The 15,672-nt window shown below is 48.8% G+C and carries 11 protein-coding genes; 3 read left to right on the top strand and 8 right to left on the bottom strand.

The window, feature by feature from the left end:
* Window positions 1-11: 11 nt before the first annotated feature.
* The 5 genes from KB186_RS14975 to KB186_RS14955 form a co-directional block, all read right to left on the bottom strand.
* Window positions 12-3,122 (bottom strand): efflux RND transporter permease subunit, encoded by a 3,111-nt coding sequence (locus tag KB186_RS14975; protein ID WP_173610419.1) that lies wholly within the window; start codon window positions 3,120-3,122, stop codon window positions 12-14.
* Entirely contained in the window at window positions 3,119-4,351 is a 1,233-nt protein-coding gene (locus tag KB186_RS14970) for an efflux RND transporter periplasmic adaptor subunit (protein ID WP_173610418.1), read from the bottom strand. The genes KB186_RS14975 and KB186_RS14970 overlap by 4 nt, the downstream gene beginning before the upstream one ends.
* A gap of 31 nt (window positions 4,352-4,382) precedes the next feature.
* Complete coding sequence (locus tag KB186_RS14965) at window positions 4,383-5,009, bottom strand: TetR/AcrR family transcriptional regulator (RefSeq protein ID WP_173610417.1); 627 nt, start codon at window positions 5,007-5,009, stop codon at window positions 4,383-4,385.
* A gap of 127 nt (window positions 5,010-5,136) precedes the next feature.
* The gene (locus KB186_RS14960) at window positions 5,137-5,865 is read right to left on the bottom strand and encodes a bactofilin family protein (protein ID WP_173610416.1); all 729 of its coding nucleotides are present in this window, start codon (window positions 5,863-5,865) and stop codon (window positions 5,137-5,139) included.
* A 14-nt stretch (window positions 5,866-5,879) separates the two neighbouring features.
* Window positions 5,880-6,503, bottom strand: a complete 624-nt coding sequence (locus KB186_RS14955) for a YhbD family protein (protein WP_232773903.1) — start codon at window positions 6,501-6,503, stop codon at window positions 5,880-5,882.
* 139 nt (window positions 6,504-6,642) lie between these two features.
* On the opposite strand from KB186_RS14955, the gene KB186_RS14950 reads away from it, so the two are divergent.
* Window positions 6,643-7,656, top strand: a complete 1,014-nt coding sequence (locus KB186_RS14950) for a hypothetical protein (protein WP_232773902.1) — start codon at window positions 6,643-6,645, stop codon at window positions 7,654-7,656.
* Window positions 7,657-7,752: 96 nt separating this feature from the next.
* Here the strand turns inward: KB186_RS14950 and KB186_RS14945 are convergent, their stop codons facing one another.
* Both KB186_RS14945 and KB186_RS14940 read right to left on the bottom strand, forming a co-directional pair.
* Window positions 7,753-8,685, bottom strand: a complete 933-nt coding sequence (locus KB186_RS14945; RefSeq protein ID WP_232773901.1) for an RluA family pseudouridine synthase — start codon at window positions 8,683-8,685, stop codon at window positions 7,753-7,755.
* A 551-nt stretch (window positions 8,686-9,236) separates the two neighbouring features.
* The gene (locus KB186_RS14940; RefSeq protein WP_232773900.1) at window positions 9,237-10,349 is read right to left on the bottom strand and encodes an aminopeptidase; all 1,113 of its coding nucleotides are present in this window, start codon (window positions 10,347-10,349) and stop codon (window positions 9,237-9,239) included.
* Between the two features lie 569 nt (window positions 10,350-10,918).
* Here KB186_RS14940 and KB186_RS14935 point away from each other — a divergent pair.
* Window positions 10,919-12,166 (top strand): MDR family MFS transporter, encoded by a 1,248-nt coding sequence (locus tag KB186_RS14935; RefSeq protein WP_173610411.1) that lies wholly within the window; start codon window positions 10,919-10,921, stop codon window positions 12,164-12,166.
* Window positions 12,167-12,246: 80 nt separating this feature from the next.
* Window positions 12,247-12,894 carry a hypothetical protein gene (locus KB186_RS14930; protein WP_173610410.1) on the top strand — a complete coding sequence of 216 codons (648 nt, stop codon included), beginning with the start codon at window positions 12,247-12,249 and terminating at the stop codon, window positions 12,892-12,894.
* A 53-nt stretch (window positions 12,895-12,947) separates the two neighbouring features.
* On the opposite strand, the gene KB186_RS14925 is transcribed toward KB186_RS14930, so the two are convergent.
* Window positions 12,948-15,662: a DUF4855 domain-containing protein gene (locus KB186_RS14925; RefSeq protein WP_232773899.1), complete on the bottom strand. Its 2,715-nt coding sequence runs from the start codon at window positions 15,660-15,662 to the stop codon at window positions 12,948-12,950.
* Window positions 15,663-15,672: the final 10 nt, after the last annotated feature.

Here is a 15,672-nt window from a genome sequence, read left to right as displayed (position 1 = left end):
TGTTGCATGTATTACAGTGTCTCCGCCTCAGGCCCATACAAGTCCGGGCGCTTCGCGGCTTTTTTCGCCAGCTTTTTGATCTTGTGCTGCGTCAGAACCATATAGAAGGACGGCACGACGATCAAGGTCAAAAGGGTCGAAAACGCCAATCCGGAAATAATGGTTACCGCTAGCGGTTTGAACAAAACGTCACCTGAAATAGCGAGCGGCATCATACCCGCAATCGCAGTAAGCGAGGTCAAAAGAATAGGCCGCAGTCGTGCCTCACACGCAGAAATAACCGCCTGCTTCAGCTCCATTCCTGTATGGCGTGCCTCCTCGATGAACTCGATCAAAACGATTCCGTTACGCACCACGATGCCCGCCAACGCAATAATCCCCATCATTGTCATAAAGCCAAGCGGTGTCTGGGTCACGAACAAGCCGATCAAGCTCCCTGATACAGCGAGATAAATCGTACTTGTAACCAGTACCGGAATGGTCAAGGAATAGAATTGCATCGCGATCAAAATCAGGATCAGGAAAACGACCAGAATCGAGAGTTTGCCCATGTCGATGAAAATATCAGTCTGCTCGGAAGTCTCGCCGCCAATCTCATAGCGGTATCCTTCAGGCAAGGACATATTATCGAGCATCGGCTTGATCTCTGCCATTACTTCTGTCGCGGTTCTGCCTTTCAGATCACTGGTAACTGTCACGCTCCGCGACAAATCACGATGCGGGATCGTCTGTGTACTGAAAGTCGGTTTTACCTCCGCGAGCTGTGACAGCGGGATCAGCTCTCCTCGCGCATTGGCGATGCTGAGTCGCTGGAACAACAAGGCAGGGTCTTCCTGGCCTTTTTGCAAGAACAGCTTCATATCTATCAAGTCTGAGCCCGTATCAAACTCGCTGACGGTAATGCCTTCGCTCACCAGACGCAATGTCGTGGACAAGTCCGTGTAGTTGACGAGCTTTTGCTCCATCAGCTCTTTGTTGACGACAAATTCCAAGGTGTAGCGTTCTACCCCGAAATCGTCTTGGACATTGTACGTTCCCTCTAATCCGGCAACCTTTTCTTTTGTTTGTGCAGAAAGAGAGCGCAGCGTCTCAATATCCTCTCCATACAAACGAATCACAACTGGTTTTCCAACCGGGGGACCTGCCTCCAACTGCTTCATCAAGATACTCGCTTCTGGATACAGCTTTTTGAATTCCTCCGTCCACGGCTCCAGCATGTTCTCGAGATGGGTCTCTTTTTCATTATAACGAACCACCAGCTGTCCGACGGTAATGCCGCTTCCGGCAGCCGTATCTCCGCCGAACATTTTCGGTGCACTGCCTCCAGCGTAGGCAGATACTGCCTCGATGCCGGGCTGCTTCAACACCCAGTCTGCCGTCCCACGCACCACCCGGTCTGTTTCTTCCAGACTGTTGCCCACGGGAAGACGGATATCGATGAGAAACTGCGGGCGATCATCGTTCGGGAACAATTCCACGGGAGTGAACGGTATCAATCCATATGCTGCCGTTCCAATCAATACGCCAATCATTCCTGCCAAAAGCGGTCGCTTCAAAATTTTCGGCATGAACTTGCTCGCATACCACTTGGTCAGCTGCAACAATTGTTTCCCCAAAAGTCCGGCAGGCTTGCGATACCCTTCTACGCCAGCCTTTCTACGTTGCTCATACCATTGGCGAAAGATCGGGATGATCGTCAGCGACATGAGCATTGATGCCAGCATCGTCATCGAAATAATGACCGGAACCGGGCGAATGAACTGCCCGACGTTGCCGCTCAAAAACATCAAGGGCGCAAACGACGCAATCGTAGCCAGCGTAGCGGTCGTGATCGAAATTGATACTTCCTTGGCACCATTAACCGCCGCAGCCATCGGTTTTTCGCCCAGGACAGACAGTCGCCGCTCGATATTGTCATTGACCACCACGGCGTCATCGACCAAGATCCCGAGCACAATTATCAAGGAAACGATCGAGATCATGTTGAGTGAAATACCCAGAGATGGCAGGAACATAAGCCCCACAGCCAAAGAAATCGGAATCGCCATCGCAACTACCAACGATGTGATCAGGTTCAATCCGAGCGCACACACCACCAAAACAGCGATGATGGCAATCATCATTTCCCGGGTCAGGTCGCTAAAAAGCTCATCTACGCGTTCATTTTGACTATAAATCGAGTGTCTTTCGGCCCCTGCCGGAAGTGTTTTATCCAGCGTCACCATCATCTCGTCTACGCGCTTCTGCAAGGACGGCACATCACTTCCCGTCTCTGCATTGACGCTGATCGTGATCGAAGGCTTCCCATTGAAATACGAGGTTGTTTTCACCGTCTCCGTCGTCATTTTGATCGATCCGATGTCCTTCAGATAGATCGGGAAGCCCTCTTTTGAACGGGAGATAATGACTTTGTTCAGTTCTTCGACATCTGTATTTTCCGCCAGCTTGAGCTGGTAGGTCCGTTTTTCTGTGGTCAGGTCGCCAAGCGGGATTTTTTCATTTTCCTTTTTGACAGCCATCATCACCTGACTCCACGTGATCCCGTACTGGCTCAGCTTTTGCGTATCAACCTCGATGTGGACTTCCTGCTCCGGTAGACCTTCCACCAGTACATCCGCTACGTTTGGAATGGTGCGCAGCTGTTCTTTCCACGATTTCAGCATGGTACGCATGCTGTACAATTCCTCACGCGTGTCTGCAGTGACCGCAAACGATTGGACAAACGTACGGTTCAAATCATCATTGATGATCGGTTGTTTCGCATCGGCTGGCAGATCAGCCTCTGCGTCTTTTACCTTCTTCCGCAATTCATCCCATTTTTGCTTCGGGTCTACGTCACTCTTTGCTTCCACCATGATAAATGAGACGCCGAGGGAAGATGAGGATGATATATAGTTAAGTCCCTGCAATTCATTGATTTTTTCTTCCAGCTTTTTCGTAACAGCCTGCTCGACCTTTTCCGGCGAAGCTCCCGGGTACACCGTCGTGATCGTCGCCATGTTCACGATAATATCCGGCATCTCTTGCTTGGGCAGTTGAAAAAAGCTGAGGGAGCCCACAAGTACGATCATGCTGAAAAACAGGAGCGTAATTTTGCGCTTTTGTACGATGTACTTGATCACGGTTGTGTACCTCCTGCCGCCTCGATTGGGTCACCGTCAAACAAACGGTCCACCCCTTTGACGATCAGTTGGTCTCCTTCTTTTAGTCCGTTCTTGATCTCGAGCTTGTCACTTACAATCTGCCCGATAGCTACGCTAGTTTTGACAGCCTTGCCGCCTGCATTGACGAAGACATGCGCATCATCTTGTCCTCTACTGATGACTGCTTCTACTGGTACGTAGACACCTTCCTGCCCCGTTACCGTTTTGGTTGCTTTCACCACCTGACCAGCAAACCAGTCTCGAGCTTGGTTGGCGATTTGGACCTCTACGCCAATCGTTCCGGTATTTTGGTTCGTGGCAGGAAATATTTTTGTCACTTTGCCATCCCGTTTTTGTCCATACAGGTCTAAGGAGATCGTCTCGCCTACTTTCCATGCAGAAATCTCACGGTCAGGAACGGGCAGTACGACTTTTAATGTGTCGATGTTGCCGACCTGATAGACGGGGGTACCTGAACCGACCAAATTGCCCGCAGACGAGAGCTTGGCGATGATCGTCCCATTAATCGGCGAACGAAGCTGCGTTTTGGCAAGTGTATTGGCTGCCACTTCTTTGGCGATAATCGTCTGATTGTATACAGCCTGCGTCAACTGTTTGTCTTCCGCACGAGCCCCTTGAGTAACCAGTGAATAAGACTGCTGTGCGTTTTGCAAATCCTTTTGAGCAATCGTCAGTCCATTTTGTGCACTTTCATACTCGCTTTTGGAAATGGCATTTTGCTGGTAGAGCTTTTCAATCCGATTGAAATCATCCTGCATTTTTTGGAGTCCAACTGTTGCCTTCTCCACAAGCAAACGCGCCTGTGTCACTTCTTGCTCTCTCGCCCCATTGTTTACCTTGCTAAGATTCGCCGCACTCTGCTGCACGGCAGCGCTGGACGAAGCAACCTGGAGTGAATAATCTGTGGCGTTTACACGGGCAAGCACATCTCCCGCTTTAACCGTGTCCCCTTCTTTTCGGTTCATCTCCACAATACGACCGCCTACTTCAAAAGAAACGAGTGCTTCCTCCAAAGGAGCCAGCGTACCAGACAACTCCGTAACGGTGACAGCCTCCTCCTTCTTCACTGGCGCAACAACGACATGTTTCACTTCCTTCTGGGGTGCCGAAGCGGGCTGTTGCTCGCTGCAAGCCGTCGTTGCCAGTAGTCCGATCATCATTACAGATACAAGCCATCTTCTCTTCATGACTTCCTCCGCCCCTATGTAGCTATGCTGTTTATTTGAGTCCTCTGATGCCTTGTAGCAAGATTTCAGAAGCATTTTCAAAAAGCTCTTCTTCTACCATTTGGATATCGAGATTGACCCGATACTTCGCCATGAAGGCGTAGAAAAAAGTGGAGACGAACATAAGAGCTGCCGTGAACGGATCTGCCTTTGGCAAATGCCCTTGCTCCTGAAACGCAAGGAGCTTTTTGGACAATACCTCGACTGCGGTCATCGGCAAACTGCTGAACATCTGCACGACTTCCGGGTGGTTATCCGCTTCAATCATGCAGATCATGAAAATTTCTTTGCGCTCGACCAATAAGCCGTAATACGTACGTGCGTAGCTGACCAGCATTTCCTTGATATCAGAAAACTCGCCTTGCAACCCTTGCTCCAGCTGCTCCCGGACATCCATGATTTCTTTCAGGAGCTCTGTCAAGATGCCTACCTTGTTCTTGAAGTGACGAAATACCGTTACCTCATTAACCCCCGCAAGCTCAGAAATCTTGCGTGTAGTCGCTCCCTTGTATCCCTTTTGTGCCATTAGCTGACGTGCGGCCGATAAAATTCGCTCACGGGTTTCCTGTTCCTCTTCGCCTCTCCCCCCCAGCTTCTGTTCTATATCTGGGTGATCCATAGCGCACCTCCATGCCAAGCAAGCAATTACTTGCATTTTCATTTTTTTCCAAGCTCATTATATAAAAAGACTGCATGCATGTAAATACTTGCATACAGTTTGGAATATTCATTTTTCCTTGTCAGTCTTACCGTTGTGTCAGCGTCTTAATCTGTGAGCTCGGGTCTTGCTTGCATTCTGTGCTGTATTCGACCAGATCAATTTCGCAGTCGGGACCTATCTCGATCTTGTTGCCGCGAACGACCTTGGCCTTTGTGTTTTCCAAATAGATTTCGTCACCTTCAATCGTCTCTACGGACAAGGTATTATTGAGAAAATGCTTCAACAGCTTGCCCAAAGTGCTATTGCCTGTTCGGCGCACCTCGATGTGCTCTCCGCCCATTTCTTTTGCCTCACAGCTGCCATGCAGAATGACCTCGATTCGCCCCGCATTCAGCAGTCCTCCGATATTAAACGCACCGTTTGCCCGGAACACTTCGGCTTCACAATCCCCTGCGGTCTTCAATGATCCGTGAACCTTTACATCCTCTCCAGCCATATTGCCCTGTACTTTGACATTGCCACCGACTTTTAGACTCGTAAAATTCAAATCGTCCGCAACATCAAGCTGACCATATACAGACAATGTATCCATTTTCACTTTGCCTTTAATCGACGCGTTGCCCTCTACTTTTGCCGAAGAGCCAATGAGATTTCCCGTGATACTGACATGTCCGGCACAATGAAGCGACTCGCACTCTACATCGCCATTGATCTTGCCATAACCTTGCACATCTACTTTGTTGTATACGCCACCCGTAGCATTCACTGCCCCATGAAAGATCAAATCTAGCTTGTTCTTATTCTCGTTCTGCATGGTATGGTCTCCCCCTACAAATATTTTCCTTTTAATTCCTCGATGCAATTGGCTAGATCGAGCCGTTTCACTACCTTTACACCGCTATCAAAATACATTTCGGTAGAGCCAGACACTAACACGAACGTGGAAATCCCCATCTTGCGCATAAAGATCAGCTCACAAGGCTTCCCTTCGAATTTGGGATAGTGGCTAGCCAGTACCTGCAGCAATCCGCCGCCTTCATCTACACTTAAGTCTCCTGCGGCCAAAAGCTTTTCTAACACATAGGCGTATAGTGCTTGCTGGAAGGTAAAGGTCCGCAGACTCCCGAGAAAAACGTTAAACACTTCTAAAGCAGTTGTCGAAACAATGTTTCGTGCCAATAATTCCTCTGCGGTCAACGACGTGTCACTCATACTTGGTGAAAACATGTCCGCCAGTTCATCCAGCGACAGGTCGTCTTTCATGTTCAGGATCTTGTCGATTCGAGCCAAAATCTGTTCCCGCGGGAAAAAGGTTTCTTGCCCTGTAAAAGTTGCTCGACGAATGAACCACTCCTCTGGAATCAAGTTCTTTCGTTTCCAACGGTACAATTGTCCATACGAAATGCCAGTAAGCTCCAGCAGGTCCTTCTTCGAAATTACATTTGTGTCCAAGTGAAGCACCTCCAAAGACAATGTAACATAACACTGTTACGTTATTCAACTGCAGATTGTTTGACACTCGAATGATTGTCACAAAATCTCATGAGCTGGATCAAATAAATGATTGGAATGTAGAAAGGAAGAAGGACATATGAAAAAACAAACACTAGCTGTGACAAGTATGATTGCCTTGCTGTTAACCGTAGCATCTCCGTTTACAAACACACAGACACCAGCATACGCAGCTGGTCAGGCGCCAGCATTAAAGCCAGAAATGAAGACCCTCGCCCAGCTTGACAAAAATGTCGTAGAAGCCGCTAGACAAGCGATGCAAAAGCAGGCGGGCGATGTGCCGATCGAACTGGACGAGATCAGGGGAGAAACGGCAAATTCCTGGGTGATTACGGCAAAAAACAACAGAGGTGAGGTGCTCGTTACCAAGCAGGAGGGAAAGGTTGTATCTGTAAACGTAAAATTAAAACTTAGCGAAGTGGCAGCTGATTTGCAGAATACTGTTACGAGCACGTTAAAAGGAATGGATAATCAGCATGCCTTTACGATTGATAGGGTAGAACGGATCAACTGGGAAAAACAAAACATTTGGCTGTTCAAAGGGCAACATGCATCGGTCAGCATTGACGCTGCCACCGGGAAGGTCAATGCTGCGAAATTGCATTATACAAACGAGCAAATAAACCCCAAAGTGACCGATACAGCGCAAAAGGCGCTGAAGTCTCTTTCCAACGATAAAGCATCGGCGCTGCTCCCTGAGGTAACACTGGTGAAAGAATCGAAAGAACGCTTGGATCAAGTATGGGCTTTCATGGATACCGAAGGGAAATACAGTATCGTCATAGGGGCGAAAACAGGGAAAGTGGTGGCAGCTACCCTGATCAGCGAGTTCATAAATGAGAACTATACCGCAGACGAAGATATTCCCAAGGTGTTTGCCAAACCATTCTTTACAAAAGAAAAGGCGATTGCTGCTGCCAACCCGATGATGAAAAAGGTTTTCAACCTCGATCTGACCGGATACAATGTTTCGTCCAAATATAACGTATATACGTTTACGAAAAAGGGGAAACCGACTGTTACGGCATCGATCAACCACAAAGGAGTCTTCCATGATTTCGTCGTTTCGCCGGAAAACGGCTTGATCAACTAGGGATGCTCTAAAATATTGGGGGCACAATCCACCTTTACCAAATACACCAATGAAACCACCTTTCTATTAAAGGTGGTTTCAGCTTCTTGGCCGTTCTTATGTAAACTCTGCTTGCATCAAGCGCTTCATATCCGATGGTATCGGTGCCTCGACTACAATCTCTTTTTCGAGAAGCGGATGTAAAAAGGACAATTTCGAAGCATGCAGAGCCTGTCGGCGTAACAAACCTCTCGCTCCCCCGTACATCGTATCGCCAGCAAGCGGGTGTCCAATGTGGGCAAAGTGAACGCGAATTTGATGGGTACGACCCGTTTCCAGCCAGACGCGAGCAAGCGTCATTCCCTCAGAGGTCTGCTGTACCTCGTAATGCGTGATGGCAGGATCGCCACTCTCCACGACACGGCGCTTCGTAGGATGACGCGCATCTCGGCCGATTGGCGCCTCAATCGTTCCAGCTCTCTCTGACAGCACCCCACTGGCAACCGCAAGATACTCGCGATGAATGCCCCCTTCGCGCAACAGCCTGTCAGCCAATTGATGACCATAGCTGCTTTTGGCTACCAGAATAGCTCCTGATGTATCCTTATCCAGCCGATGCACAGGATGTACGCTCGTCTGCTCACCACGTGCCGCCAGTACGGCAGCGAGTGCATGTACCAATGTGTCGGTCTCCTGTTTAATCGGGTGCACCATCATGCCTGCCGGTTTGTTTGCAATCAAGAGATGATCGTCTTCGTACAAAATGTCGATGGACGGCATTGGTGTGATCGGTCCCTCTGGCTTTGTATCATGCTGGGGCTGCCTAGGCGCTTGCTCTTGTCTCTCGATGACACGAACAGCGATTGTATCTCCTGTTTTTACTTGTCTTTGCAGGAAGGGCTGCTTGCGATTGAGCAAAATCCCCTTGCTTCTCGTCAGCCGCTGCATCATACGACCTGACACGTTGAGCTTTTGCCGGACGATTTGTTCCACGTTCATTCCCGTGTCTTGTTCACTGACGATGTATTCGATCCACTCTTTGCGGCTCACGTCTAATCCCTCTGTTCCATGCTTTTTTCTTATTGTAGCAAAAGGATGTCAGAGATGCTCGTTTGTAGTCGTCCAACGTTTGTGGTTGTGGAAGCCCTGCCACATGTCTTCCAGTCGCCTGTATCCTCTCTTCGTTCGGGCGGTCTCCTTCCAGACATGTGACAGTGCTTGCGTACAGCTTGTGATTACTTCGTGCTTTTAGAGCGTTTTGATTGTGATACAAGGGAGGTTTAGAACTTTCATCAACATGAATCAACTTACAAGAAGTTAAACAACAGCCACGTAGAAGAAGCGCATTTCCAGTCCAAGCGCCTCTGGAGCCCAACTCAGCGTAGGAAAAAATGGCGGGGGTTTTCAGCTTCACTCATGGAATACTTCCTGGAACTTCTACGTTTGAAGCGCTCCCGCCATTTATTCCGGAGCGAACAGTCAATCCCCTTTGCGGGGCGTAGGCCGAAGCGTAGACTGGAAATGCGCTTCTTCCCTCACCGATAGCTACGTTAAAAAACAAAAAAGCCACCATGCTCAGCATGATGACTCTGTTGTACCAATTACCCTTTTAGGTTTTCCGGATTGAGTCCTTGCAGCTCTGGCAATACGAACAAACCGTCTTTACGAATCAGCACATCATCAAACCAGATTTCGCCGCCGCCGTACTCAGGACGCTGGATGTTTACCATATCCCAGTGGATTTGGCTGCGGTTGCCGTTATCTGCGGTGTCGTATGCACGGCCTGGTGTGAAGTGGAAGCTACCAGCAATTTTCTCATCGAACAAAATATCATTCATTGGATGCAGGATGTACGGATGTACGCCTATCGCGAATTCCCCAATGTAGCGCGCCCCTTCGTCCGTATCGAAAATTTGGTTGAGTCTTTCTGTATTGTTAGAAGTCGCTTCGACGATTTTTCCGTCTACAAACTTCAGGCATACATTTTCGAATTTCGTGCCCATGTAGCTTGTTGCGGTGTTGTACGTAATGATTCCATTCACAGAGTCGCGCACAGGAGCTGTAAAAATCTCGCCGTCTGGAATGTTGCGAAGTCCGGAGCAGATGACACTAGGGATGTCCTTGATCGAGAATTGAAGATCCGTTCCCGGTCCAACCAGACGCACTTTGTCCGTACGATCCATCAATTGCTGCAAAGGCAAAAAGGCTTCGTGCATCTTTTTATAGTCAACGGAACATACGTCAAAATAAAAATCTTCAAAAGCAACGGTAGACATGTTGGCATTTTGCGCCAAAGCCGTTGTCGGGTAGTTGAGCAGTGTCCAACGTACATTGTTGGTCAGGTAGTCATGCAATTCTTGCATCACGCTTTGATGCGCACGACGACACTCTACCGGCACATCTGCCATCTCACTGTCGTTGGATGGACCATTGATGACGATATAGGTATCCAAATCTTTGTACATTGGCTCTTCCCATTTCGCCAAATGAGTCGCACGCTCTGCACTTGCACCGAGCATTAGCTCACGTTGGATAGACGGGTCAATAATCCGTACGAACGGATAGGCTCCCAAGTCGTATGCCTGCCTAACCAATTCCTTCGCCAAGGCGTGACCCTCGCCACGAACTTCAATCAACAAGCTTTCTTTTTCCTTCAGGCGTACAGAATGGCTCAGCAAATTTGTAGCCAACTTGACGATGCGTGTATCCAGCATGCGATATCCCCCACATTTCTAGCATGATTTGGTTGTTGTTAAAAAATATTTTACCGAATAGAAGCCCCTTTTTCAATTCTATATGTTCTTGGTACTATTCGAAAAAAACTAAAAAATTATCTTGCATAAATTCGACGATTTCGAGTATTCTAATCAACAAGAGTTTACCTATGTAAAAAATTTGAAAGACGGGAGTGCTGAGTTCATGGTATTTTCTGTAGTTATCTTCGCTTAGGTGGGGCCTCTCTTAAGGGGCACTGCCTCTTATAACCCTATCAAAAGCTAGAAGCTGCAGGATGCCTGAACCGCTTCCGTCTTTTTCCCGATATGAATTGCGGGCCATGTTCTCGGGTGAACAGTCGGTTTACTGTACCTAAAACCATAGGTAGGTAACCGTCTCTCTTTTGTCCCCCGTTGAATTGGTTATTTCCCGCCACCTTTGTATCGTTTGATGAAGCGCAAGCGGAAGAGCAGTGTCTCTACCCCGTTTGCGCTTTTTTACGTGGAATTTTTCCAAAAAGAGAATCGAGGTCAAGGCACCTGCCGAAATGAATGGAGGAATTCGTGTCATGATTTGGCGTTCGTGGGATCTAAATTTGAAAGTACGTCTCTTTGGTGAATTGATTACGCACACATTCTTTTGGATGTACTTTCCGTTTATGGCGATTTATTTTAGCGATACGTTCGGGAAGGATGTAGCGGGTCTTCTATTGATGGTGCCACCGCTGCTCGGGATGCTGTCCAATCTGTTTGGCGGGTATTTGGCCGACCGGGTAGGGCGCAGATTCACCATGCTGCTCTCGCTCTGTACATCGACGGTGATGTTCGCACTTTTTGCGTTCTCTCCGTCACCTTGGATCGACTATCTTGCCTTCATCGGGATCGGGATCGCTGGGGCTCTCTACTGGCCTGCCAGCTCTGCCATGGTAGCTGATTTGACCACAGAAGAGGATCGAAGAATTGTCTTTGCTACCTTTTACACAGCGATGAACATCGGGGTGGTTGCAGGTCCCGTATTGGGTTCTGTCTTTTTTGTCCATTATCGCCCGCAGCTGTTGATGTTCTGTACCATCGTTGAATTGCTTTTTGCGATCACCGTCTTTTTCCTGATCAAGGAAACGCTGCCTGAACACGTCCGTCAGGAGAAAGCAAAGGAGCGTTTTTCCCTGATTGAGCAGTTCAGGAGTTACGCCATTATTTTCCGAGACAAAGCGTTTGCCCTGTACATTGGCGCAGGGATTTTGATCGCCATTGGATTCATGCAATTGGATATTTACATGGCTTTGTATGTCAAAGAGCATGTCATGCAGCAAGTATTATTCTCATGGGGCAATTGGACTTATACAGTCGGGGGAACCAGCGCATTCGGCTGGCTCATGGCGTTGAATGGCTTTTTGGTGGTTCTGTTTACACTGCCAGTCACACGCTGGTTCGAAAACTGGAGTGATCGCAACAGCCTCGTCATCTCCTCCATCTTATTCGGTGTCGGTCTGTTCTTGATGGCCTTTACGACGAATATTTGGCTTCTGTTTGGCTGTATGGCGATTTTGACATTCGGCGAGCTGATGCGGACACCAGTCGCCCAGAGCTTCATCAGTAAATACTCGCCGGAGGATGCACGCGGTCAGTACATGGGAGCCTCTTCGCTTCAGTTCTCGATTGGTCGCTTCATCGCTCCCCTGACGATCGGTCTATCCCAATGGCTTGCTCCTGTTGGCGTATTCGGTGTCGTCCTGGGCTTAACCCTAGTCAGTGCTTATCTGTATATCATTTTGTTCCGCATGATCGGTACCAAAGAGGTTAGCAAAAATAGCTAGAATAGAGGTATGTCCGTTCTACCAAATCCCCTCCTCTCATATAAATGGATCATAGATAGCTTGACCAGGAGGGGATCGTCATGAACCAGCCGAATGCCTTTGCTACCTTTAAGGAGCATCGAGGAGTCGTCTATCGAATTTCTACCTATCTTCAATGGGGACCGAATTCAGAGGGCCATCGCTCTCTTGGGAGCTGTCTCTTACTGAACCCTGGTAGTGCCAAGCTTTTTCGTGAAAGACCTGCATCCGGTCATAGCATCATGGGTCAGACCACACTCGATCCCACCATGCGACAATTGATCCGACTGGTGGAAGCAATCTACGGAAAACAGGCATTGGTAGGCAGATTTCATATGTACAACCTGTTTTCTGTGCAAAATGCTGCTGCCGTGAGTGCTATATCTCATTTTGAGCAACTTATTCAGGAGAAAGAGACGACGCTTGAGGCTCAGCTCGTATCTACGCGGGAACTGCAAAAACACCCGTGGCTCCTACTTGGTTGGGGGCTTTCCCACCACCATTCGTGGCAGCAGTTTTCTTCCCTCAAGAAACGGTGGAAACAACGGATCGCAGCAGCAGGGGTACCGACTTTTGGCAAGCCCTGCCCAAAAGGAATCGATTACTACCATCCGAGTCCCCCTCTACATGCGACGAAAGAAAAGATCGTGCAGGAGCTGGTGGGGATCTATAGGAAAACGATTGGGGGAGAGTCTGTCCATCTGCTTTAGATAAAAAAGAGTCTGTCTCCCCTTAATGCGGGAAACAGACTCTTTTCCATTCACTACGGCATCTCGCTGCCCTCGAAAAATTCTGTTCTGTCAAAACGACCACGCATCCATTTGTACGTATCATCATAGATGGCGCGTTTGACAGGGTCCGTGCTCTTGACAGACTCTAGCAATGTCTTGGAGCCGAAGTAGTAGGCGTGTACGTTGTTTTTATCCATCCCCAGCTTGTGGGTGGCAACTAACTGATTGTAGTAGGTCTGATAGAACTTCGGATCATTGTACATCTTCCAGTCGCCTTCGATCTCGATGTCCATGTCGTACTTGTTGACGACATCCAGTACCCCTTGAATACGGTCAATTCCTACCGGCTTGTCGCTGTAATAGCTCGGCTGCAGGAATGCCTTATCGAAATAAAGAGATTTCCACTCGGACACTCCCGGTGATCCGAAATACGGAATCCAGTAGTAGCGCAACGCCTCGTCATGCACCATGCTACCCATGTCACGAATCAACTGACGCTCTTTCGGTGCGCTATCCTCCACCAGCTCATGGAACCAATAGATTCCTTCCAGCTTCAGATAAGCGTATCCTTCCTTGTTCCAGCGCTTCATGAGCTCCTGGAAGTACCATTCCAACGCAGCTTTGCGATTCAAATACGCTTGCTCTTCCCCAATTCCCGCAGGGTTGAAGGAGAGGGATGGTTTCTTTTCATCCAGCTGACCAAAATTGGTCTGACTGGCATTCGGATACGGCAGTGCCAGCACGACATTTTCCTGCGTCGGTGTCGTATACAGCGTTCCACGCAAGCGGTTATACTCCCGCATAGCCTGGTTGAGAGCGTCGAGCTGCTTGTTCGAGCCGAACAAATCATTCATGTACTTTGTCCAGCTTTCTTTCGTAGCAGGAATGGTCTGATATGGCAGGAACAGAATCGTATCAAACATCTGGTCACGCATATAACCATCTACAGTGCGGTAGCCAACCATCGGGAGGAAATCCTCTTTGGTCCATGTCCCGAGTTCGCCATGCTCTCCTGAATAAGCGAGCAGCATATTTTCCACACGACGCCCTGCTTGTTTGGCTTCTTCCAGCTTCGCCGGATTTGGTGGCGGCAGCAAGACAGCGCCATTGTTCCAGTCGCTATCCGTTTTTGCCCATACTTCCAGCTGGCGAGCGAACGTAAATACTTTCACCGGGAAGGATACCCGGACATAGCGGGTGTTCACGTCAGGCAAGGTCACGCTCAATGTGCGTGTAACCAGCTTGTCCTCTTTGGCGGAAACATCGTGAACAGCTCTTCCCGCATACGACCACACTTTCCCGTCGCGAGATACCTCGACTTCCATGTATTCTGGCATCGTGATACCCGAAGTCTTCTGCTGCTTAAACGTCAGCGCAATTCTTTCCAATGGCTTCGCCTCGTCGAGCTCAACGGTCACCTTGCGTCCAAACTGACGGTGGTATCCCGTCCAGTCTTCTGTAGGCGTTACAAGTCCCCCTACTGGACCAGGATATTGCTTCTCCAGCTCTTGGAAATACGAGTCTGGCGTTCCAAAAGTAGTAACCGATGTATAACTGCCTGGTGCGATATTGACCAGTTCGTCCTTCTCTGCTGGCTCCTTCGCCTCTTCTTTTGGATCAGCAGGCTTGGTTGCATCCGTTTCTGTTGTTCCTTTGTCTGCGTCTGGCTTTTCTCCCTCTACTACCGTCTTGCTTTCATCGACTTTCGTTGCCGAGTCATTGGAGGAAGTCACAGTTGCAGTCTTTGGCGTGTCCTCCACCTTTTCGACAGCTGGCTTACCAGCGTCCTTGATCTCAACCGGAATTGTCGTCGTTTGGTAGCCGACTGTCACCGTGAGATTTCCTTTTCCTGCTGTAGAACCAGCTACAAAAGTTCCGTCAGCCGAAATGGTTCCCAACTCAGGACGATCAAAAGCGAAAATCGGTGTAAAAGGCAGCTCATCTCCACTGATACTGCTTACCTTCAAGCGTTGGCTCGTGCCAGCAGCCAGACTCAGCCGCTCTACATCTACCTTGTATTTCACCTGCTCTGCTTGCTGGTAGCGTGCATCCAAGACGCGCTCAGCGATCACAGCTGCCTCCGCACGTGTGACGGTTCCTGTCGGATTAAACTTGCCGCCTGCCCCTTGCATCCAGCGCTGATTCGTCACTTCTTCCACAGCCGTTTTGGCGTAGTCGGCGATTTCTTCTTCATCGCTGTATGTAACAGGAGTCTGACCTGCCACTTTGGTCACAGAGCCCTCTTTCATCAAACGAGACAGCATGACAGCCAGCTCTTGACGTGTAAGCGGGTCTAAAGCACCCATGGCATACTCACTTCTGCCGTTCATCACACCCAATTCGGAGAGTCCATAAACGTACGGTGCATAAGGACTTTCCAACGGAACATCTTCAAAAGCGGCATCCTCAATTTCTGTTGGTTGAAGACCGATTACTTTTGTCAAAAGCACCGCAATATCCTGTCGAGAAATCGTGTTTTGCGGGTTAAAACGGTTTTCTCCCTGACCACTGATCATATGAAGCGCTGCAAGTCTGTTTACGGCTTTACTAGCGTAACTGTTTCCCAAATCGGTAAACTCCGTGTGGGCTTCTTCTTGTTTTTTGAATTGATCTTCCAGCTTCTTGGTGTCTGCTGCCGGTGTCTCTGGCTCTGTTGCAGCATGAGTCAACGGCGTACTTTGGACCAGTAATGTAGTCGCTGCCAATAAAGCAGCCAGCATTCTGCTCCCAAATCGTTTCTTGCTCATTACATTTTCT

Source organism: Brevibacillus sp. AF8 (assembly GCF_021270385.1).
Lineage (GTDB): Bacteria > Bacillota > Bacilli > Brevibacillales > Brevibacillaceae > Brevibacillus.
This window is presented reverse-complemented; position numbering and strand designations above follow the sequence as displayed.